The organism is Janthinobacterium sp. LS2A (assembly GCF_036543145.1).
GTDB lineage: Bacteria > Pseudomonadota > Gammaproteobacteria > Burkholderiales > Burkholderiaceae_D > Janthinobacterium > Janthinobacterium aestuarii.
The window spans coordinates 104,582-125,920 of the sequence record NZ_JAZHPB010000006.1 but is presented as its reverse complement, the minus strand read 5'-3'; the positions used below and the strand labels follow the sequence as shown (position 1 = coordinate 125,920).

21 protein-coding genes are annotated in these 21,339 nt (G+C 65.8%); 13 read left to right on the top strand and 8 right to left on the bottom strand.

Annotation, left to right across the window (positions count from 1 at the left end; all coding sequences use genetic code 11):
- Positions 1-23 precede the first annotated feature (23 nt).
- On the top strand, positions 24-2,447 hold the full coding sequence (locus V3C40_RS18080; protein ID WP_331778179.1) for a DUF3772 domain-containing protein: 2,424 nt from the start codon (positions 24-26) through the stop codon (positions 2,445-2,447).
- Between the two features lie 10 nt (positions 2,448-2,457).
- On the opposite strand, the gene V3C40_RS18075 is transcribed toward V3C40_RS18080, so the two are convergent.
- Entirely contained in the window at positions 2,458-2,946 is a 489-nt protein-coding gene (locus V3C40_RS18075; protein WP_331778178.1) for a DUF2938 domain-containing protein, read from the bottom strand.
- A 59-nt stretch (positions 2,947-3,005) separates the two neighbouring features.
- On the opposite strand from V3C40_RS18075, the gene V3C40_RS18070 reads away from it, so the two are divergent.
- The 4 genes from V3C40_RS18070 (at position 3,006) to V3C40_RS18055 (ending at position 7,080) form a co-directional block, all read left to right on the top strand.
- Positions 3,006-3,650, top strand: a complete 645-nt coding sequence (locus V3C40_RS18070; RefSeq protein WP_331778177.1) for an ArsR/SmtB family transcription factor — start codon at positions 3,006-3,008, stop codon at positions 3,648-3,650.
- A complete protein-coding gene (locus V3C40_RS18065) occupies positions 3,650-4,162 on the top strand; it encodes a ClbS/DfsB family four-helix bundle protein (RefSeq protein WP_331778176.1) in 513 nt (170 codons plus the stop codon). Before V3C40_RS18070 ends, V3C40_RS18065 begins: the two co-directional genes overlap by 1 nt.
- Positions 4,163-4,255: 93 nt before the next feature.
- On the top strand, positions 4,256-5,971 hold the full coding sequence (locus V3C40_RS18060; protein ID WP_331778175.1) for an NAD+ synthase: 1,716 nt from the start codon (positions 4,256-4,258) through the stop codon (positions 5,969-5,971).
- On the top strand, positions 5,968-7,080 hold the full coding sequence (locus tag V3C40_RS18055) for a bifunctional nicotinamide-nucleotide adenylyltransferase/Nudix hydroxylase (RefSeq protein ID WP_331778174.1): 1,113 nt from the start codon (positions 5,968-5,970) through the stop codon (positions 7,078-7,080). Before V3C40_RS18060 ends, V3C40_RS18055 begins: the two co-directional genes overlap by 4 nt.
- Here V3C40_RS18055 and V3C40_RS18050 read toward each other — a convergent pair.
- On the bottom strand, positions 7,049-7,864 hold the full coding sequence (locus V3C40_RS18050; protein WP_331778173.1) for a hypothetical protein: 816 nt from the start codon (positions 7,862-7,864) through the stop codon (positions 7,049-7,051). The two genes, V3C40_RS18055 and V3C40_RS18050, sit on opposite strands and share 32 nt — an antisense overlap.
- A gap of 115 nt (positions 7,865-7,979) precedes the next feature.
- Complete coding sequence (locus tag V3C40_RS18045) at positions 7,980-8,882, bottom strand: LysR family transcriptional regulator (RefSeq protein WP_331778172.1); 903 nt, start codon at positions 8,880-8,882, stop codon at positions 7,980-7,982.
- A 127-nt stretch (positions 8,883-9,009) separates the two neighbouring features.
- Here V3C40_RS18045 and V3C40_RS18040 point away from each other — a divergent pair, with 127 nt between their 5' ends.
- The 3 genes from V3C40_RS18040 (at position 9,010) to V3C40_RS18030 (ending at position 11,094) form a co-directional block, all read left to right on the top strand.
- Entirely contained in the window at positions 9,010-10,431 is a 1,422-nt protein-coding gene (locus V3C40_RS18040; RefSeq protein ID WP_331778171.1) for an MFS transporter, read from the top strand.
- Complete coding sequence (locus V3C40_RS18035) at positions 10,428-10,832, top strand: hypothetical protein (protein WP_034752591.1); 405 nt, start codon at positions 10,428-10,430, stop codon at positions 10,830-10,832. The genes V3C40_RS18040 and V3C40_RS18035 overlap by 4 nt, the downstream gene beginning before the upstream one ends.
- 88 nt (positions 10,833-10,920) lie before the next feature.
- Positions 10,921-11,094, top strand: a complete 174-nt coding sequence (locus V3C40_RS18030) for a hypothetical protein (RefSeq protein ID WP_161781496.1) — start codon at positions 10,921-10,923, stop codon at positions 11,092-11,094.
- Between the two features lie 21 nt (positions 11,095-11,115).
- Here the strand turns inward: V3C40_RS18030 and V3C40_RS18025 are convergent, their stop codons facing one another.
- Together V3C40_RS18025 and V3C40_RS18020 are read right to left on the bottom strand one after the other, a co-directional pair.
- The gene (locus tag V3C40_RS18025; protein WP_331778170.1) at positions 11,116-11,580 is read right to left on the bottom strand and encodes a DUF2269 family protein; all 465 of its coding nucleotides are present in this window, start codon (positions 11,578-11,580) and stop codon (positions 11,116-11,118) included.
- Positions 11,568-12,878 carry an SDR family oxidoreductase gene (locus V3C40_RS18020; protein ID WP_331778169.1) on the bottom strand — a complete coding sequence of 437 codons (1,311 nt, stop codon included), beginning with the start codon at positions 12,876-12,878 and terminating at the stop codon, positions 11,568-11,570. The genes V3C40_RS18025 and V3C40_RS18020 overlap by 13 nt, the downstream gene beginning before the upstream one ends.
- Before the next feature lie 78 nt (positions 12,879-12,956).
- Here V3C40_RS18020 and V3C40_RS18015 point away from each other — a divergent pair, with 78 nt between their 5' ends.
- The 5 genes from V3C40_RS18015 to V3C40_RS17995 all read left to right on the top strand — a co-directional run bounded on the left by V3C40_RS18015 (position 12,957) and on the right by V3C40_RS17995 (position 16,237).
- Positions 12,957-13,424 (top strand): hypothetical protein, encoded by a 468-nt coding sequence (locus V3C40_RS18015; protein WP_128140702.1) that lies wholly within the window; start codon positions 12,957-12,959, stop codon positions 13,422-13,424.
- A 107-nt stretch (positions 13,425-13,531) separates the two neighbouring features.
- Positions 13,532-13,888 carry a hypothetical protein gene (locus V3C40_RS18010; protein WP_331778168.1) on the top strand — a complete coding sequence of 119 codons (357 nt, stop codon included), beginning with the start codon at positions 13,532-13,534 and terminating at the stop codon, positions 13,886-13,888.
- 29 nt (positions 13,889-13,917) lie between these two features.
- Positions 13,918-14,826: a manganese catalase family protein gene (locus tag V3C40_RS18005; RefSeq protein WP_034752585.1), complete on the top strand. Its 909-nt coding sequence runs from the start codon at positions 13,918-13,920 to the stop codon at positions 14,824-14,826.
- A 24-nt stretch (positions 14,827-14,850) separates the two neighbouring features.
- On the top strand, positions 14,851-15,747 hold the full coding sequence (locus V3C40_RS18000) for a ZIP family metal transporter (protein WP_051991321.1): 897 nt from the start codon (positions 14,851-14,853) through the stop codon (positions 15,745-15,747).
- A gap of 73 nt (positions 15,748-15,820) precedes the next feature.
- The gene (locus tag V3C40_RS17995; RefSeq protein ID WP_034752584.1) at positions 15,821-16,237 is read left to right on the top strand and encodes a hypothetical protein; all 417 of its coding nucleotides are present in this window, start codon (positions 15,821-15,823) and stop codon (positions 16,235-16,237) included.
- A 22-nt stretch (positions 16,238-16,259) separates the two neighbouring features.
- Here the strand turns inward: V3C40_RS17995 and V3C40_RS17990 are convergent, their stop codons facing one another.
- Genes V3C40_RS17990 through V3C40_RS17980 form a run of 3 tightly spaced genes read right to left on the bottom strand, consistent with a single transcriptional unit; the run spans position 16,260 to position 21,337 of the window.
- On the bottom strand, positions 16,260-16,835 hold the full coding sequence (locus V3C40_RS17990; RefSeq protein WP_331778167.1) for a DUF1349 domain-containing protein: 576 nt from the start codon (positions 16,833-16,835) through the stop codon (positions 16,260-16,262).
- Positions 16,836-16,859: 24 nt separating this feature from the next.
- Positions 16,860-18,248 (bottom strand): TolC family protein, encoded by a 1,389-nt coding sequence (locus tag V3C40_RS17985; RefSeq protein ID WP_331778166.1) that lies wholly within the window; start codon positions 18,246-18,248, stop codon positions 16,860-16,862.
- Positions 18,245-21,337, bottom strand: coding sequence for a MexW/MexI family multidrug efflux RND transporter permease subunit (locus V3C40_RS17980; RefSeq protein ID WP_331778165.1), 3,093 nt, complete (start codon positions 21,335-21,337; stop codon positions 18,245-18,247). Before V3C40_RS17980 ends, V3C40_RS17985 begins: the two co-directional genes overlap by 4 nt.
- Positions 21,338-21,339 lie beyond the last annotated feature (2 nt).

The following is a 21,339-nucleotide window of genomic DNA, read 5'->3' as shown; positions in this document are numbered from 1 at the left end:
TCCATTTTCAGCCTTAGGTCCGCATGACTTCTTTCCGTCTCCGTTTCTTCCCCTTCCTGCTGGCGTTGTTGCTGGCCTGCTCGCTGGCCCCGCCGCCCGCCTGGTCGCAGCCCGTCGACGATGCCGCCACGGCCGACCAGCGACTCGATGGCTTGCGCAAGCAGATCACCGGTATTCAAAAGGCGCTCGATGGCGAGGCGGAGCTCGATGACGCGACCCTGTCGCAGATGCGCGCCGATGCGCTGGCGGCCAGCGCCGAGGCGGACAAGGTGGCCGACGCGCTCGCGCCCACGCTCACCAGCGTGCAGGCGCGGCTGGCCGAGCTGGGCAAGCCGGCGGCGGGGATCAAAGATGCCCCCGACGTGGCGGCGCAGCGCAGCCAGCTGGACCGCACCAGCAGCGCGCTCGATGCGCAAGTAAAACTGGCGCGCCTGCTGGCCGTGGAAGCGACGCAGGCGTCGGAGCAGGTGTCGACGGTGCGCCGCGCGCAGTTGCAGGCGCGCCTGGGCGAGCGCACGGCGTCGATACTCGCCGGCTCGTTCTGGAAGCAGCTGCATGCGGAATTGCCGCAGAACCTGCAACGCCTGCGGGCGCTGGAGCTTGAATTGGCGAATGCGGCAAGCGCCACGCCGTGGTCGGCCTGGGGCGGCTTGCTGGCCGCCATCGTGGCCGTGATCGGCGCCAGCGTCTGGATTTCGCGCTATTTGCTGGTGGTCACGTCCACGCGCGTGCCGCATGGCCGCTTGCGCCGCTCGCTGCATGCGCTCGCTGTGCTGGTGCTGGCGCTGGCGACGCCAGGACTGGTGGCGGAATTGCTGGCCATGGGCTTGCGCTGGGAGGGCGGCCTGTCCGAAAAAACCTCGACTTTCCTCAGCAGCTTGATCGGCATCATCTGTTTTGCCGGCTTTACGGCAGGGCTGGGCCACGCGCTGCTGTCGCCGCGCCGCGTGTCGTGGCGCTTGCTGCCCCTGCCCGATGCGCTGGCGCACCGCATGCGCAATTTCCCGTCGATGTTTTCCTTCATCGTCGTGCTTGTGTGGGCGACGGAACGGGTCACCATCGTCATCAATGCGGGCCTGTCGACGGCCGTGGCCGTCAATTGCATCGTCGCCCTCGTGATGAGCACGACCATCGCCTACGGCCTGATGCGGGCCGAGCGCTGCTGGCGCCAGTTGCGCGAGGCCGATCCCGCCACCCTCGTCACGCCGCTGTGGCTGCGCTGCGTCACGGTGCTGCTGTGGCTGGCGCTGGCGTCGAGCGTCATCAGCTTGCTGGTCGGCTATGTGGCGTTCGGCAGCTTTGTCGCCAAGCAAATCGCCTGGGTCATCATCGTGGTGTGCAGCACCTATTTGCTGACGGTGCTGGTTGACGATATCTGCATGCTGCTGGCGTCCACGCCGCCGCCGCCAGACGCCGCTCACCCCGTGCTGGCCACGCCCAAGGCGCGCGACCAGGCGGCCGTGCTGCTGTCGGGCATCGGCCGCGCCATCGTCGTGCTGCTGGCTCTGATGTTGCTCTTGGCGCCATTTGGCGAAGGTCCGGGCGAGCTGTTCCAGCGCGTCGGCAAGCTGCAGGATGGCCTGGCCATCGGCGAAGTGGCGATCCGCCCGGCCGCCATGATCCAGGCGCTGCTGGTGCTGGTTGTCGGCTTTATCGCGCTGGGCCTGTTCAAGCGCTGGCTGCAAAACAGTTATTTGCCGACCACCAATCTCGATACGGGCATGCAAGTGTCGTTCATCACGCTGTTCGGCTACATCGGCGGCGTGCTGGCCGTGGCGCTGGCCCTGTCGGCGGCCGGCATCGGCCTCGAGCGCATCGCGTGGGTGGCGTCGGCCTTGTCGGTGGGTATCGGTTTTGGCTTGCAGGCCGTGGTGCAGAACTTTGTTTCCGGCCTGATCCTGCTGGCCGAGCGCCCCGTGAAAGTGGGCGACTGGGTGTCGTTAGGCGGCGTAGAGGGCGACATTCGCCGCATCAATGTGCGCGCCACGGAAATTCAATTGGGCGACCGTTCCACGGTGATCGTGCCGAACTCGGAATTCATCACCAAGACGGTGCGCAACGTGACCCTGGCCAATCCGCTGGGCCTGGTGCAAGTCAAGCTGCCGCTGCCGCTGGGCACGGATGCGCAGGTGGCGCGCGCGCTGATCCTGTCCGTCTTTGTCGACAATCCCGACGTGCTCGACACGCCGGCGCCGAATGTGCAGCTGGACGGCATCGACAATGGCCTGTTGTTGTTCAACGCCACCGGCTTTGCCTCGTCGCCGCGCCTGACGTCGGGCATCCGCAGCGCGCTGCTGTTCGAACTGCTCAAGCGCCTGGACGAGGCGCACATCGCGATCGCCAAACCCAGCACGATGGTGCTGAGTACGGTGCCGGCGCAGCCCGAGGCGCCGGCCATGTCAGCCGTTGCGCCGGCGCCCACACCGGTGCCGCCGCTGACGAGCTAGTCGGCACAAGTCAGCGCACGGTCGACCACAGCAGGGCCGCCAGGTACAGGCCGACGCCGAACGCCGTGTGCGCCATCAGGCTGCGCAGGCGGGCGGCGTTTGGGTGCGGCGTCTTGCTGGCGGCCATGCCGGCACCCATGCCCGGCTGCAAGATGCAAAACGGCGCGGCCACGCTCACGAGGCCCGCCAGCAGGGCCGGCGCGAACGTCGGCTGTTGCACCCACTCCTGTCCCACCAGCGCCAGCAGCACGGCCGCAAACAGCACGCCGATCACGTAATGGGCCGTCCAGCCCAGGATGGCTTCATCGCGCACGGGCGCCGCCTGGGCAATATTGGTGTGCGTCACCGTGCCGCGCGGCAGATGGCCGAGCCAGCGCCCCACCATCGCAAAGTTCAGCGAGGGAATGCACCAGAAGCGTTTCAAGGCCACTGCCCACACATCCATCACCGCCGTCGCGCCCACGCCGATCGCCAGCGCATCGAGCCAGAGTATTTGCATTACCGCTCCTAACATTCAATTGATTGCTTGAATGTTATAAGGGTGCTAGCATCGTGTCAATGAAAAATGCCGATATCGAATTGCTCACCGGTTCTGCCGGGTTTGCCCATATTTTAGGCAGCGCGCCGCGTTTGCGCCTGCTCGAGCAGATCGCGCATGGCGAATATGCGGTGGAGCAGCTGGTGGAGTTGACGGGCTTGTCCGTGGCGAACACGTCCCAGCATTTGCAGCAGTTGCGGCGTGCCGGTTTCGTGCAGGCGCGGCGCGACGGCAAGCGCGTGCTGTACCGGCTCGGCAGCGGCCCCATCGTGCAACTGCTGGCCGCGCTGGACGTGTACGCGCAGCATCAGCGCAGCGAGTTGCAGGCGCTGGGCCGCGGCGACCACGTGGAAGCGATCACGGGCGACGAGCTGCTCGAGCGCATGCGCGAAGCCAGCATCACCGTGCTCGACGTGCGGCCCGCGCAGGAGTTTGCCGCCGGCCACTTGCCCGGTGCGGTCAATATTCCTATTGATGACTTGCAGCGCCGCCTCGGCGAATTGCCCGCGAACGCAGAGATCGCCGCCTACTGCCGCGGCCCGTATTGCGTGCTGTCCGTGCAGGCCGTGGCTGCCTTGCGCCAGTACGGCTTGCAGGCGCGCCGTCTCGGCAGCGGCTACGACGACTGGCAGGCGGCCGGCTTGCCTGTCGTCAAGGCGGCGTGATGGCGGTCCCCAACAGCAAGTCGGAACTGATCGAGGCGATTACCACCACGTATGCGAAACTGGCGCAGGAGCTGGCGCGCGTGCCGCCGGCGCTATCGCGCGAGCCCGTGCTGGAAGGACAAGTGGCGGGCACGCGCATGAGCGTGTGCGATCTGCTCGCCTACCTGGTTGGCTGGAATGAGCTGGTTTTGCACTGGCACGCGCAGCTGCGCGACGGCAAACGCATCGAGGACATCGCCTTTCCCGCCGAAGGTTTCACGTGGAACGCTCTGGGAAAACTGGCGCAGCGCTTCTATGCCGACTATGCTGAACTGAGCATGGACGACTTGCTGCAGCGTCTGGAGCAGGCGAAAAACCAGTTGCTGGCGCTGGTCGAAAGCCATGATGACGCGCAATTGTATGGCCAGCCCTGGTACACGCATTACACGATGGGACGCATGATCCAGTTCAACACGGCGTCGCCGTATGCGAACGCGCGCACACGCTTGCGGGCCTGGCTCAAGACCTTGTAGCGGGATCGGCAGGCTTGCACGATTGCATCAGTACGCTCGGAAAACTTTTCAGGCAGGATAGTGGTTTCAAGCGCAACCGATTGAAGGATCACCATGCTGACCATCGCCCTCGCCCAGATGAATCCCACCGTGGGCGACTTCGACGCCAATGTCGCCGCCATTGTCGCGCGCATGCAGCGCGCCAGCGAGGAAGGCGCGGATCTGCTCGTCTGTCCCGAACTGTCGCTGTGTGCGTATTACCCGGGCGACCTGTTCGAAGACGCCGCCTTCCTGCGCGGCATGCAGCAGGCGCTCGATACCGTGCTGCAGGCGTCCACGCGCTGGCCGGCACTGCTTACCGTCATCGGCACGGCGCGGCCGAACTCCGGCGTCGGCAAGCCCCTGTACAACGCCTTGCTGGCGATGCGCGACGGGCGCATCGTCGCCGAATACTACAAGCAGCTGCTGCCCACCTACGGCATCTTCGACGAGGGCCGCCATTTTGAACCGGGCCCGCCCGGCGCGTGCACCTTGACTATCGCCGGCTGCAAGGTCGGCTTCATGATTTGCGAGGATGGCTGGAATGACGATGGCCGCGCCTACGCCGTCAACCCCTTCGACGCCCTGCACGCGGCGCGGCCCGACCTGATCGTCAGCATCAACGCCAGCCCGTCCGACATCGGCAAGCGCGCGCAGCGCCACGCCGTGTTTGGCGCCGCCTGTGCGCGCGTGAACTTGCCCTTGCTGTTCGTCAACCAGGTGGGCGGCCAGGACCAGCTCGTGTTCGACGGCGCCTCGTTCGCCATGTCGCCGAGCCAGGGCGTGCAATTCGAAGCGGCCCGCTTCGTCGAAGATTTTCCATTGCTGCGCTTTGCCGATGGCCGTTTTACGCGTACCGACGGTACCGCGTTTCCCGTGCCCGACCCGGACGGCATCCCCGCCGTGGAATTTGCGCGGCGCCAGATCGTGCTGGGATTACGCGACTACGCGCGCCGCTGCCGCTTTACGCAAGTCGTCGTCGGCTGCTCGGGTGGCATCGATTCGGCGCTGACGCTGGCCCTGGCCGTTGAGGCGCTGGGTGCCGACAACGTCGTGGGCATCACCATGCCATCCGTGTTTTCCAGCGCCGGCTCCGTCACCGATTCCGTCGCCCTGTGCGCCAATCTGGGCATCGCCCTCTACACGCATCCGATCCGCGACATCGTGGCGCAATACGAAACCGGCTACGCGCAAGCCTTCGACGGCAAGCTGCAGGGACTGCCGCTGGAAAACCTGCAGGCGCGCGTGCGCGGCACGATCCTGATGGAATACTCGAACGCGTTTGGCGCCCTGCTGCTCACCACCGGCAACAAGAGCGAAATCTCGGTCGGTTACTGCACCCTGTACGGCGACACGAATGGGGGACTGGGCCTGATCGGCGACCTGTATAAAACGGAGGTGTTCGCCCTGTCGCGCCACATCAACGCCAGCGCCGGGCGCGAACTGATCCCCGTCGCCGTGCTCGATAAACCGCCGTCGGCGGAACTGGCGCCGGGCCAGCGCGACACCGACAGTTTGCCGCCGTATCCCGTGCTCGATGACATTCTCAAATGGCATATCGAGGGACGCCGCCTGCCTGCGGCCGAAAGCGCACAGGCGTTGACCGTGGTCGACCAGCTGCGCGAGACGGACGAGGGACGCGCCCTCGTGACGCGCATCCTCGGCATGGTCGCCCGCAACGAGTACAAGCGGCGCCAGGCGGCACCCATCATCCGCGTGCGTTCGCGCGCCTTTGGCAGCGGGCGTCAATTGCCGATTGCCGCCCACTACCCCACCGGAGACGACGCATGACCCCATCCTACCCTGCCGATGCGGCCATCCTGATCGGCCGCTTCCAGCCTTTTCACAATGGCCATGCGGGCTTGCTGCAAAAGGCCCTGACGACGGCCGCGCAGGTGGTGGTGGTGCTCGGCTCGGCCTTCCATGCGCGCAGCCCGAAGAACCCGTTTACATGGCAGGAGCGGGCCGCCATGATCGCCGCGACCTTGCCCGAGGCGCAGCGCGCTCGCGTGCATTACGTGGCCGTGCGCGACTACTACGACGATGGCCTGTGGGCCGACGCCGTGCGGCACGCCGTGGCGGGCGCCGTGCCGAAGGCGCAGCGCGTGATGCTGGTGGCTTGCTTCAAGGACGCCACCAGTTACTACCTGCACCACTTCCCCCATTGGCAGCTGCTGAACCTGGAGATCGACCCTGGCGCGCCCATCGGCGCGACGGCGATTCGCAACGTGCTGTTCGAGGCGGAAGACGTGGACGTGTCGCTGAGCGCCGTGGCCCAGCTGCTGCCGGCGGCCATCGGCCAGTATGTAAAGGCGTGGACCTTGCTGCCGTGGTACGCGCCGCTGGTGCAGGAATACCGCGCCATCGAAGCGTATAAAGCGCGCTGGCGCGCGGCGCCGTATCCGCCCATCTTCACCACCGTGGACGCGCTGGTGCAGACGGGCGGCCACGTGCTGCTCGTGCGCCGCGGCGGCTATCCGGGCAAGGACTTGTGGGCGCTGCCCGGCGGCTTCCTGGAGCCGCGCGAACGCCTGCTGCAGGGCGCCCTGCGCGAACTGGCGGAGGAAACCCAGCTGGGCGTGCTGGCGCCCACCCTCGTCGAGGCCTTGGTCGGCGTGGCCGTGTTCGACCACCCGGACCGCAGCCAGCGCGGGCGCACCATCACGCATGCGCATTACTTCGATTTGAAGACGCGCCAGCTGCCGGCCGTGACGGCGGCCGACGATGCGGCGCTGGCGCAGTGGGTGCCCGTGGCCGCGCTGCCGGCCATGGAAGAGCAATTCTTCGAAGACCATTTCCATATCCTGAACCACTTCCTCAAGCTCACGCACGAGGGGCGCGGAGAGGGGGCATCCCCCTCCCCGCGCGTCAGGACGTTACGCGTTCCCAGCCATGCCTGACGGCCGCCTTGAACTTGTCCCACGCCGATTGCGGATACGTGTGCTCCCACGTGGAACGCAGGTCCGCTTCTACGTCATCCCATGGGCGCCCCCGGTAGCTGTCGCTGCTTGCCATCGAATGGCCATAGCGGTAGGCGGGATCGTAGTCCTCGAAACGCGCGCCGGTGGCGACATAGGTGGCGCTCCAGTGGCTGCGGTAGTACTGCTCGTCGTCGTAATTGGTGCCGGGCAGGTTGTCGGCGCTGGGATAGCGGCGCACGTTAGCGCCCGCGCTGGATGGCGGCGGGGCCATGTCGCTGGCAAATTGCTGCGACCCTGGCGCCTCGTTCATGCTGCCCTGCTGCGATGAGGTATCCGACTGCATGCTGGCGCCCTGGCGCATTGCGCTGGCGTCTTGCGGCGCGCCTTGCCAGCCGCCGGCGCGCCAGTGGTCGGCATGCGCATCGATGTCGAGCGGCGCATAGCGTTCGACGATGTCGGTGGCGCGCTGGATATCGGCGTCGCTCGCTCCTTCCAGCGTCAGCACGACATGTCCGCGCCGCACGGCTTCCGCATAGATGTGGCGGTCGGCGTGGCTGCCGAACAGGTCGGTGAAGAAATGCTTGACGCTGTCGAGCAGGCTGTCGCTGTCGTCGCGGCGGATGTTTTCGGTGGCGGAAAAATCGTCACTGCCCGCATCATGCAGGCGGATGCTGGCGCCGGGGAAGCCAGCCGTGATCAGGTCGTGCCGGGCGCGCTCGGCCATATCGCGCACGGCGAAAACTGCTGCCAATGTATGTGCCATGATGGTCTCCAATCGGTGAACAACGTCCTTCCAGTGTAGGCCGGGAAAAACGAAAGTGGCGCCCGTTTGCCCTTTGGAAATCGTTGTATTCAACAAGTATTGACGACGTGAAACCTCAGTCCGGCGTGCCCACGAAGGCGCGCAAAAAGTCGATAAAGGCGCGCACTTTTTCCGCGATATGCTGGGTGTTCGGATACACGGCATACACGCCCTGTTCCGGGAAGACGACGTCGGGCAGCAGGCGACGCAGGCGTCCCGCGCGCACTTCCCCCTCCACCTGCCACTGCGGCAGCAGGGCCACGCCGCAGCCGCCCAGCGCAAAGCCCAGCAGGGCCGAGGCGGAGTCGGAATGGATGGCGGCGTCGTCCTGCGCCGTGAAGGCGGCGGGGCCGTCCGGTGTCTGCACGTCCCAGCGCAACGGCGCGGCCAGGCGGCTGTGCGCCAGCCAGCGCGCGCGCTGCAAGTCGTCCAAGGTGGCGATGCCCTTCGCAGGCAGGCTGGCCAGGTAGGCGGGCGAGGCGACGGGCCAGATCGCGTACGGCTCGATCAGCGCGGCGCGGTAGCTCGAATCGTTGAGGGAACCCATGCGGATGGCCAGGTCGTACCGACCCGAGATCAGGTCTTCATGCGAGGACGACGACGAGTGCTGGATCTGCAGCTGCGGGTGGGCGGCGGCAAAGGCGATCAGCGCGGGGATTACCGTGCGGCTGCCGTATTCGACGGTAGTGGTCAGGCGCAAGGTGCCGCGCAAGCCCTGGTGGCCCTGGCGCGCCGTTTCGATGGCGCCCTGCGCTTCGCTGAGCACGCGCTGGCAATCCTCATAAAAGCGCCGACCCACGTCGGTCAGCGCCAGGCTGCGCGTGCTGCGTGTGAGCAGAGACACGCCCAGTTCCGCCTCCAGCTGTTTCAAATTAAAACTGACGACGGCCTTGCTCTGGCCCAGCACGGCGGCGGCCGCCGTCAGCGAACCGGCATCGACGATGGCGATAAAAATACCCAGGCGGTCAAGACTGATCATAGATAAAAATAAGAAGAGATGCGGGTTGCAGGGCTTTGTCAAAATAGATTTGACAGTGTAATCGGGGCTGGCCCGTTACGCAAATGGCGGTTGGCGCTTAAGCTGGCCGTTTGCCATTCGGAGCACCATGGACTATCGCAAAAAGGTCGCGGCCATCTATCTGCTGGGATTTTTCGTTGACCTGATCAACATGTTCATCACCAGCGTCGCCTACCCCGACATCGGTCATGCCTTGCACGCTTCGGTGGCGCAGCTGGCCTGGATCAGCACCGCCTACATCCTCGGTCTGACCATCGTCATCCCTGCCAGCGCCTGGCTGGCTGCCTATTATGGCAGCAAAACCGTGTTCATGGCATCGTTGCTAACTTTTTTAGTCGCCAGCATCGGCGCCGGCCTGGCGCCATCGATCGAGGCGCTGATCGCCTGGCGCTGCGTGCAGGGCCTGGGCGGCGGCTTGCTCATTCCGCTGGGGCAAAGCATGACCTACCAGCTGTACCAGCCTGCCGAGCGGCCGGGACTATCCTCCGTCATCATGCTCGTGGGCTTGCTGGCGCCGGCCCTGTCGCCTGCGCTGGGTGGCGTCATCGTCGACAGCCTGTCGTGGCGCTGGATTTTTTATTTGAACGTGCCGTTTGCCGCGCTGGCGCTGCTGCTGGCCGCCTGCTGGCTGCGTCCCGACCCGCCGCGCGGGGCCGTGCCCCGTCTCGACGTGGCCGGCCTGCTGGCGGGCAGCACGGCGATTTTGCTGCTGTTGCTGGGCTTGACCATGCTGGGCACGCCGGACGAGCTGCTGGCCGGCGCCGGCGTGCTGGCGCTGGGTGCCGTCTGCGCCTGGGGCTACGTGCGCGGTGCGCTGCGCAAGTCGACGCCGCTGCTCAACCTGCGCCTGGCCACCGAACCGCTGCTGCGCATCGCCATGCTGATGTATCTGCTGGTGCCGGGCGTCTTCATGGGCGTGAGCCTGCTGGCCATGCTGTACCTGCAGGGCGTGCTGGGCATGCCGGCGTCCAAGGCGGGCGCGCTGATGCTGCCGTGGGCGCTGGCCTCGTTTGCGGCCATTTCGCTGACCGGCAAAAGCTACCGCCGCGTGGGGCCGCAACCGCTGTTCATCTTTGGTGCCCTGCTGCAGGCGGCGGGCATGCTGATGCTGCTGCGCGTGGCTGCGGCCGATCAGCTGTTCTGGCTGGCCGGCGCATATGCCGTGATGGGCTTTGGTGGCGGCTTGTGCAGCAGCACGGCGCAAAGCACGGCCTTCTTGCGCACGCCGGACGCGCAGCTGAGCCAGGCCAGCGCCGTGTGGAATATCAACCGCCAGCTGGGCTTTTGCCTGGGCGTGGCGCTGCTCAGCGTACTGCTCAATGGCTTGCTGGCGGCGCAGGGCATCAGTAGCCTTGACGACCCCGCCCAGCATCTGCGTGCGGCGCAGGTGTTCCACTGGTGCTTTGCGCTGGCTGCGAGCGCCTGCGTGCTGCCTTTGGTACTGTGCCTGCGCATCGACAACCGCGCCGTTCTCGACCTTTTACATCACCATGGAGTAGCAAAAAAATGACTGCAACGAATCCCTATTTTGACGACGTTTTATCCACGCATGTGCTGATCCGCGCATGGCTCTCTGGCGAGGCGGCGGCGGAAAGCTGCGCACAATTGCTGGCGCGTTTTTCGCCCGGCTTTACGATGGTGGCGCCGAGTGGAATGCGGCTCGATCACTTTGGCTTGACCAGGTTTTTCCAGGGCGCCGGCGGCAGCCGCCCGGGCCTTGCCATGCGCATCACGGACTTGCAGCTGATTCAGGAAAGCGCCGCCGGCGCCACCGTCTCCTACCGCGAATTCCAGTCGCTGCCGGGGGCGGAAAACACCGAGCGCTGGTCCACCGTCGTGTATGACAAAACGCCCGATGGCGCCTTGCTGTGGCGCCACCTGCATGAAACGTGGGCGGTGCGGGCGGATTGATCCTACAACGTGGCGGCGGGCGCGCCGATGGACAATGGCGCCATGGCGGCTAGGCTGACAGGGTTCCCTCGTTCATCAGGAGCGCCTCATGACCAAGCAAAAATCGCAGGCCGGCCAGAACCGCCAATCGGCCGGCCCCACGGAAGACAAAAGCAGTACCGACAATGACGTTGGCAAGCGCGGCAAGGATGCGGCCAGCCATACGAAGGCCGGTTCCGGCAAGGGTGCCGGCGGCGGCAAGAAGCAGGGCCGCAAGCACTGACGCAAACCCGGTGATGCGTGTTCAAGCCGGCTTGGCCGTCATCAGGTAAAACACGACGATGAGGGCGAAGAAGGCGGGCACGCCCAGCGCCGTCCAGATGCGCAGGTAGCGCCAGTACAGCGCCGGCAAGGCTAGCCCGTCGCGCGCGCTGGCCTGCGCCATGTCGCGCATGCGCATCTGCAGCCAGACGACGGGCAGCCAGCAGGCGCCCGCGACCAGATACAGCACCACGGACCAGACGATCCAGCTGCTGCCCAAGGGATAACCGGCCAGGTGGGCCAAGTAAAAGCCGCTCAGCGGCTGGAACACCACCGTGGTGGCCGTAAACAGCCAGTCGGCGCGCACCACGTGGCGGTTGACGACGGCGATGGCGCGCACGTCGCGGCTCAGGCTCGTGAACAGCAGGTAGAAGGCCGAGCCGATGCCGGTGCCGAACAGCAGGGTCGACGAGACGATGTGCAGCCATTTGACGATCAGGTATTCCATGGATGTTCCTCCAGTTGGTACAGCAGCCACAGGGCCGCCAGCATGGGCAGGTTTTTCGTCAGGGGGCCGTATGGATGCCAGAGGAATTCCGGCAGGAATACGGCGATCCAGACGGTATAGAACACGATGAGCGCGGCCTGCAGCGGCCATAGCCAGCGCCGCCACGGCGGGTGCAGCGCCAGAGTGGCCATGCCCAGCAGCAGGTCGAACAGGCAGGCGCCGGCCAGCAGCGGTGGCGCCCAATCTGTGGGCACGCCGCTGCGTTCGAGCAGGTCATAGCTGTCTTCGACTGGATAGATGCCGGACGAGACGATGGCCGTGGCGATCCACACGATGGCAATCGACAGGCGCAGCACGGGCAGCAGCCAGTCCAGCTGGGCGCGCACGGCCGCGCCGCGCGCGTCGCTGATGAACTGCGCCACGGGCCGCGGCGCGCGCCCCAGCAAACGCCGCGTGAGCCCCGCATCGGCTGTATTGCCCCGTTCGAGCATGCCTAGGGTGGCGCGGTCCGGCATGGCAAAGCCCAGCAGCCTGGCCAGCAGCAGCACGGGCGGCATCAGCCACCGGGGCAGCGGCACGACGCGCAGCCGCCCCAGCCCCATGGCCGCGCGCAGGGCCGCCAGGTAGGCCGCAAACGGCAGCGCCTGCGGTCCCACGACGGGCACGCGGCGCGTCTTCTGGCCGCCCAGCGCGCCCGCGCCGCGCACCAGCGCGACGATCAGGTCGCTTAAGTCGTCCACGTGCACGGGTTGCACCGGCTGCGGCGCGCGGCCGAAGCGGGGATACACGGGCAGGCTGGCCAGCATGCGGAACAGGCGCGAACTTTCGCCATCGTCACCATACACGAGCGAAGGCTGCACGATGACGGCGCGCAGCGGCAGGCCGGCGAGAAAATCGTCGGCCGCCTTCTTGCTCAGATGGTAGGGCGAGACGGCGCCTTCGTCGGCGCCCAGGGCCGACAGCTGTATCACCAGTTGTACTTCGCTCTCGGCACAGGCGGCGAACAGGGCGCGCGGCGTCTGCGTGTGCAGGGCCGCAAACGTCTGCGTGCCATGCTCGGCGATGATGCCGACGCAGTTGATGACGACGTCGATGCCGGCCAGGCGCGGCAGCCACGCGGCCTTGGCCGTGTCGCGCGCAAAATCGGCCTCGATCAGGCGCACGCGCCGCTCCTCGCCGCTGCGCGCGTGCGGCGGCGCGCGGCGTGTCGTGCACGCGAGCTGGAAACCTTCGGCCAGCAGCGCGGTCGAAATATGCGTTCCAATGAAACCGCTCGCCCCCGTCAGCAGTATGCGCATCGATGCCCTTTCCTGATGGGAGTTGGATTCGCCTTTTAGGTTTCAGTTCATTGCCGCATTCACCATAGGAGAACCACCATGCCATCCTTGCCTGCCACCCTGCGTCATGGCGCCCTGTCGGGCAGCCTTGCCTCCCTCCTGTCCGCCGCCGCCCTGGCCCTGTGCGGGCGGCGCGAAACGGGCAGCGTGTTCGCCGCCGTCAACGCCGTCAGCCACTGGCTGTGGGGCGACGAGGCGGCGCGCCGCGACGACGCCTCGCTCAGGCACACCCTGGTCGGCTATGTCATCCACCATTGCAGCGCCATGTTCTGGGGCGTGCTGTTCGAGCGTTATGCGGCGCGCATCCTCGACCGGCGCCGCGTGGCGTCCACCGTCGCGGCGGCGGCCGGCGCCACGGCCGTGGCCTGTTTCACGGATTACCAGCTGACGCCGCACCGTTTGCAGCCCGGCTACGAGATGCGCCTGTCGCGCCCCTCGCTGCTGTTGGTGTACGGCGCTTTCGGCATCGGCCTGGCCGCCGGCGCGCTGTGGCTGCGGCGGCGCTGAGGCGCTGCGCGAGTCACTTTCCTACACGCCGGCCCGCCGCGCGCCTATCTTGCCGGCCGCTGCGCGCCAGTAGCATGGAACTTCATCCACTACCCGAGGAGAAGCGCATGCAGGAAAAACACGGTAATACGCCCCAGCACCCCACCGACCAGGGCCGCAACACGCGCATGGACAAGAGCGACGTCAATCAGTCGCAGGGCGATGCGTATGCCAACCAGGGCGGCGGCAAGCTGGCCAGCGGCAATGCCAACAGCGGCCACTGGGCCAACGACGTCATCACGCCGCAGGGCGGGCTTGACCCGGTGGAGCAGGAAAACCTGCCCACCCTGACGCAGCCCGATGGCAACGCCCACGTCAAGGGCGCGGCGCAGCGGCCGCAAAGCGAAGCGGGCAAGCTGGCCGACGACCGGCCGGGCCGCAACGAGTCGAAAGACATCCACAGATCACTGAATCAGCACGAGTAGACCGGCGTGCTGCGAACGAGGAGAGCACCATGTTTGCACACAACAAGCGACTGCAATACACGGTCAGGGTGGAGCAGCCCAATCCCGGGCTGGCCAACCTGATGCTGGAACAATTCGGCGGCCCGCAGGGCGAGCTGGCCGCCGCCTGCCGCTATTTCACGCAAGCTTTGTCCGAGGACGATCCGGGCCGCAAGGACATGCTGTTCGATATCGCCACGGAAGAACTGAGCCACCTGGAAGTGATCGGCAATATCGTCGTCATGCTCAACAAGGGCGCCAAGGGGCGGCTGGCCGAGGGCGTCGACCAGGCGGCGGAGCTGTACCGCAATATCACGGGCGCGGGCAACGACAGCCATGTGACGCAGGTGCTGTACGGCGGCGGCGCGCCTCTGGTCAACTCGGCCGGCGTGCCGTGGACGGCCGCCTACATCGACACCATCGGCGAACCGACGGCCGACCTGCGCTCGAATATCGCCGCCGAGGCGCGCGCCAAGATCGTCTACGAGCGCCTGATCAACCTGACGGACGACCCGGGCGTGAAGGAAGCGCTGGGTTTCCTGATGACGCGCGAAGTGGCGCACCAGAAGTCGTTTGAAAAAGCCCTGTATTCGATCGAGCCCAATTTCCCGCCGGGCAAACTGCCGGGCGACCCGCAGTACGCGGACGTGTATTTCAATATGTCGCAGGGGCCGGGCGAGGAACGGGGACCGTGGAACCAGGGCGGCAAGTGGCAGTACATTTCCGACCCGCGCCAGCAGATGGCCGTCGATGGCGGCACTGGCGAAGCAGAAGTGAAATTGCCGCAGGACGAACTGGCCACCGTGCAGCAGATGGCTGCGCGCACGGCGTCGAATCCCGATGCCGACCCGCTGACGGGCGCGGAGCTGGGGATGCGGCCCAACGGGCGCGATGGTGGCACCTCGTCCATGCCCTTGTAGCGCAGCTGGCCGGGCACCACCAGCGTGAATACGCCGCGCGCGCTGCAGGCCCTGGCCAGACACTGGTCCTGGCCCCAGGCACTGGGCTTTGCCTTGTGCGGCGGTGGCGCGCTGTGGTTGCTGTACGCGCTGGCGACCGAGCTGGCGCTGCGCCATGCCCATCTGGAGCCGGCCCTGATCGGCGGCAGCATGGCGGCAGCCGCCACGGCGTTGGGGACCGTGCCGGTGCTGCTGTCGCACAAATTTTCGCAGCGCAACTACGACTGCTTCCTCGGTTTTGGCGCCGGCGTGATGCTGGCGGCCACCGCGTTTTCACTGGTGCTGCCGGCGCTGGCGGCGGCCAGGCAGCGCGTGGCAACGCCCATGCACGCCAGCCTGCTGGTGGCCTTTGCCATGGGCCTGGGCATGCTGCTGATCGTGGCGCTCAACCTGGTGGTGCGCGAACGCGTGCAGCACGGCGCGCCCGTCGCCGCCAGCAGCCTGAAAAGAGTGTGGATTTTTGTGCTGGCCGTCACTTTGCACAACCTGCCCGAGGGACTGGCGATCGGCGTCGGCTATGCCGGCGTGGAGTTGGAACGCGCCAATGCGCTGGCAGCCGGCATCGCTATCCAGGACGTGCCCGAAGGCCTGGTCGTGGCGCTGGCGCTGCGCAGCGTGGGTTACAGCCGGCGTCTGTCGGTGGCCATGGGCGCCGCCTCCGGCCTGGTTGAACCCGTGGCGGCGCTGGCGGGCCTGGCCCTGATCGGCCTCTCGTCCGCCCTGCTGCCGTGGGGACTGGCGGCGGCCGCCGGCGCCATGCTGTTCGTCATCGTGCACGACGCCATTCCCGAGGCGCAGCGCAGCGGCAATGGCGGTTTTTCCAGTATCGCGCTGGTGTTTGGTTTTCTCCTGATGATGGTGCTCGATACGGCCTTGAGCTGATGGCGCTGTGCGTGTGCGCTGCCGGAAGCACGATGTGCGTATCATGCGGTTCCTGCATTCGGAGAAAACAAAGATGCGCATAGACACGACATCGGACTCGCCAAGCTGGACCAAGGTCTTTGACATTGGTCATGAACTGCGGCAGCTTGGTCCCTTGATGGAAGAAAAATATCCTGCCCTCGACTGGGAATTGTTTGTGTGCCTGCGCTGCGTGCCGAAAGACTTGCAGAGAAAAACCTTTTGCCGTTACTACGCCAGCGACAACATGTTCGGCCTCGATATCGCCATGGACGAGGAAGACTTCGTGCCGGTGAAAAAAGACACGCCGGGACAACGCAAATTGATCGGCGCCGCTTTCTTCACTTTTTTTGCAGCCAGCATCCGGAAATACGAGAAAAAACTCCCGGGACTCCAGCCGGTTTCAGCACAATTGACCGCCGACGTGCGGCAATGGTGTGTCGAGAATCAGTGGCTCGATTCCGCCGCCTGATCCACCACGCACACACGGCCACTCAACTGAGATCGTGCAAGTCTTTTTGCAGCGCCGGGCCGGTGGAAAACTGCGAAAACACGACTTCAAGTCCAGCGCGTTCCGGCGTGCAGCACATGGGGCCGACGAGGTAGCGCGATGCCACGGGAAACGGCGCCAGGCGCAGCAGCGGCCACAGCTTGCCATCGGTCGAATACTGCACGCGGATGGCGCCTTTTTCCACCGTCACGCGCAGCCAGAAACCGTCCGGCATGGCGGGCGCCAGGCTGACGGCCCAATCGGATGTATCGACCGTCAGCACGGTGCTCAACAAGAGCTGACCGTCGGAAAATTCGACGCCGCACTTGATCCAGTTTTCCGCATCGATGCGCACCATCAGGCCCGCCTGGTCGTACAGCGCTGCGTACTGCGCCGACACATGCAGCTGCGCCGTGAAATCGCCCTCGATGCCGGTGCCGAAAAAGTGGCCGCTGTCGCGGATAAAACCATACGAGGTCTTGCGCCAGAAATCCGTGTTGGCGTCCGTCGTCACGCGCAATTGCGCGCCGTCGGCGGACCAGTTTTCCGGTGCATTGAGCCAGCTACCTTGCGTGAACATCGTCTCTCCTTTTGATCGAAAATACTACATAGTTTGCCCCCATCCCAGCGCCTTGTACAGGGCAATCGCATCGATGTAGGACGCCGTTTCCGCCAGCAGCGCTTCGCGCCGGATATCGTACAAGGCGCGCTGGTTTTCCAGCACGGCCTGGTAGCTGCCGGAACCACCGTGATAGCGCGTGCTGGCGATGCCGAGGGCCGCGTTGCCATGGCGCGCCGACTGCAGCAGGGACGCCAATCGCGTCTGGTTTTCCGCCAGTTGCGTGACGGCGTTTTCCACGTCTTCCTGCGCCAATAACATCGTCTGCTCATAGCGCGCCAAGGCACCTTGCGCTTCGGCCTGCGTGCCGCGCAAGCGTGCCTTGACGCTGCCCAGGCGGAAGGCCGGATAGCTGACCGATGGCGTCACCTCGAACGCGCGCGTGCCGCCGTCGAATACACCGCTGCCGCGCAGCGCAAAGAAGCCGAGGAAACCGCCCAGGCTCAGGCGCGGATACAGGTCGGCCGTGGCGGCCCCCACGTCTTCGCTGGAGGCGGCAAGCAGGCGCTCGGCGCGCACCACGTCGGGACGCTGCTTGATCAGGCGGTTCACGTCGCCGAGCGGCAGCTGGCCCGCCAGCGGCGCCTGTTGCCGCGGCGTGGTCGCCAGCGCGATGGCGCCCGGGGTTTGACCGCTCAAGACATCGAGCCGGTACTGCGCCTGGAGTAAACCCGCTTGCAAGGGCGGCAGCATCGCCTCGCTGCGCGCCAGGTTGGCCAGCGCGTTATGGCGCTCTTCCGGCAAGCCGCTGCCGGCGCGGATGCGCGCGTCGGTCAATGCCACCGTATCGCGCCAGCTGTGCACCTGCGCCTGCGTCAGCGCCAGGTTTTGCTGGTAGCCCAGCGCCTCGTAGTAATTGCGCGCCACTTCGGCGGCGATCGTCAGCTGCACTTGCCGCAAGTCCGCCTGCGCCGCGTCGGCGCGCGCCTGCGCCGAACGGCTCATGTGCCCGAGGCGGCCGAACAGGTCGATCTCCCATTGCGCGTCGAACCCTATGCGCGTGCTGGCGCTGGCGGCGCGGCTGTCTGGCGTGTCCTGCTTGACTGCGCGCTGCCATCCTGCCTGGCCCGTGACGGTGGGCAGTTCATCGAGCCGGCGTTCGTCGAAAACGGCACGCGCGGCCAGCAGATTCGCCTGCGCCTGGGCGATATCGAGGTTGTGTTCGAGCGCGCTGGTGATCAGCCGCGACAGGCGCGCATCGTCGAAAAACGTCCACCAGGCGGCCTCGCTGACGGCGCTCGCGCCGGGTGCGAATAGCGCTTGCTGCGGACTGGCCAAATGGATGGCGGGCGTGCCCGGCGTGACATAGGCGGGGCTGACGGCGCAGCCGGCCAGCACGGGGAAAAGGGCGATAAGATAACGGTAATGTTTCATGGGGATTCCTTCAGCGCCTGCGACAAATCGCGCGCACGCGGCGTGGCATGGTCGGCCGTGTGGCGGCGGGCCAGAAAGGTGTAGACGGTGGGCAGCACGAACAGGGTAAAGAAGGTGCCGATCAACATGCCCGAGACGATCACCACACCGAGGCCGAAGCGGCTGTTGGCGCCCGCGCCCGAGGCGAACAGCAGCGGCACCAGGCCCACCACCATGGCGGCCGTCGTCATCAAAATCGGGCGCAAGCGGATCTGCGCCGCCTTGCGGATGGCCGTGATGCGGTCCAGCTGTTCATGCACCTGCAATTCGTTGGCAAATTCCACCATCAGGATGCCGTGTTTGCTGATCAAGCCGATCAGGGTCACGAGACCGATCTGCGTGTAGATGTTGACGGTGGCGTAGCCGAGGGCCAGCGGAATCAGCGCGCCGCAGATCGACAGCGGCACCGTGATCAGGATGATCAAAGGGTCCGTCAGGCTTTCATACTGCGCCGCCAGCACCAGGTAGATGACGACGACGGCCGCCAAAAAGGCCAGCAACAGCGCATTGCCTTCCGTGGCGAACTGGCGCGCGTCCGACTGCCAGTCATAGCTGAAGCCCGGCGGCAGGGTCTTGGCCACGCCATCGAGGAAGGCGACGGCGTCGCCGAGGGTCACGCCCGGCGCGGGCACGCCCTGGAAGGTGGCCGCATTTTGCTGGTTGAACTGCGTCAGCATGTTCGGTTCGATCTGTTCGCTCACAGACACGACGGCGGACAGGGGCAGCAGGCTGCCATCGTCGGCGCGCACGTACTGCTGCGTCAGGGCTTGCGCCGTGAGCCGCTGTTCGCGCGGGCTTTGCGCGATGACGTCATACGCGCGGCCATCCATGCCGAAGCGGTTCAGGTAATTTTCACCCACCAGCACGGCCAGCGACTCGCCGATATCCTGCATGCGGATGCCCAGGCTGTTGGCTTTTGAACGATCCACGCGCACTTTGACCACCGGGTTGTTGTAATCGAGGTCGCTGTCGACGACGGCGAACAGGCCGCTGTCGCGCGCGCGCTGCTTGACGTCTTCCATGGTGCGGAACAGGGTGGCGTAATCCTGCGCGCTGCGCAGTACCATCTGCACGGGCAAGCCACCGCTCGATCCCGGCAAGGGCGCCAGCTGGAAGGCGAAGATGCTCGTGCCTTCCACGTCGCCCACGGCATGCTGCAATTCGGCCTGGATGACGGCCGCATTGCGCGCGCGTTCGGCCCACGGCGTCAGGTTGATGCCGCCGATGCTCGATGCCGGCCCTTCGCCGCCGTTGATGATCCAGCGCGAGTCCGTTTCCGGGATATTTTTGTAGATGGCATCGAGCTTGTACGAAAAGCGCTCGACGTAATCGAGGTTGGCGTGTTGCGGCGCCTTGATCGCCGTCAGTACGCTGGCCTGGTCTTCCGCCGGCGCCAGTTCGCGCTGCGGCAGCAGGTATAAAAACGGCAAACTGACCATCACCAGCGCGGCGAAACCGGCACTGAGCCAGCGGTGGTGCAGCGAGCGGTCCAGCAGGCGCGCATAGCGGCTGGTCAAGCCTTCGAAGAAATGCTCGGCGGCGCGTGCCATGCGCCCTTCCGATTGTTTGGGCTGCAGCAGCAGGGAGCTCATCACGGGCGACAAGGTCAAGGCCACCACGCCCGACACCACCACGGCGCCGGCCAGCGTGAGCGCGAATTCCTTGAACAGCGCACCCGTGAGTCCCCCCATCATGCCGATCGGCGCATACACGGCGGCCAGGGTGATCGTCATGGCGATCACGGGGCCGGCCACTTCGCGCGCGCCGACGAGGGCGGCCGCCACGGGCGTCTTGCCTTCCTCGATATGCCTATGGACGTTTTCCACCACGACGATGGCATCATCGACCACCAGGCCCACGGCCAGCACCATGGCCAGCAGGGTCAATAAATTGATGCTGAAGCCGAAGGCCAGCATCAGCGCCGCCGCGCCCAGCATCGACAACGGGATCGTCACGACGGGTATCAGCACGGAGCGCAAGGAACCCATGCACAGGTAGATGACGATGACGACGATCAGCAGTGCTTCGAGCAGGGTATGCGCCACCTCGTCGATGGACGACTGGATGAAGCGCGCCGTCTCGAACGCCAGTTCGACTTTTACGCCCGGCGGCAGGGTTTTCTGGATTTCGGGCAGCAGCTTCTTGATGCCGTCGACGATCACCAGCGGATTGCCGCCTGGTGTGGGCGACAGGCCCAGGTACACGGCCGGCACGCCGTCCATGATGCCGCTCGTCTCCGTGGCGGCCGCGCCCAGTTCCACCGTGCCCACGTCTTTCAGACGCACGAGCGACGCGCTGTCATCGCCGCCCTTGCGTATGACCATGTCGCGGAACTCCGCCACGCTGGTCAGATCCGTGTTGACGCTGATGTTCGAGACGACGAATTGTCCTTTGACTTTGCCGGGCGCCGCCTGGTAGTTATTGCGCCGTACGGCGTCGGCCACATCGGCCGCCGTCAATCCGCGCGCCGCCAGTTTCGCCGGGTCGATCCACAGGCGCATGGCCAACTGCTGGCCGCCATATACGTCGACTTTCGCCACGCCGTCGATGGTGGCGAACATCGGCTGCACGACGCGCGCCAGGTAGTCCGTCAGCGCGGGCGCGGACACGCTCTCGCTGGCAAAGCCGACATAGGCGACGGCCGAGGAATCGCCGGCCGAGCGTTCGATGACGGGGTCGAAAGCCCCTTCGGGCAGCTTGTAGCGCACCTGGTTGACCTTGGCCATCACTTCCGTCAACGCCTGCGTGGAATCGCGGTTCAATTCCATGCGCACGGTGACCGTGCTGCTGCCCTGCACCGATGACGAGGTGAGGTAATCGATGCCCTCCACCGACGATACGGCTTGCGCGATCGGCTGCGTGACAAAGCCCTGCATCAGTTCCGCCGAAGCGCCCGGATACGTGGTTTTCACCGTGATGGTCGACGATTCGAGCATCGGGTATTGACGGATCGGCAGTTGCAGGATGGCGACCACGCCCAGCATCAGAATCAAGGTACTGATCACCAGCGCCAGCACGGGGCGGCGTACGAATAAATCGGTAAATTTCATGG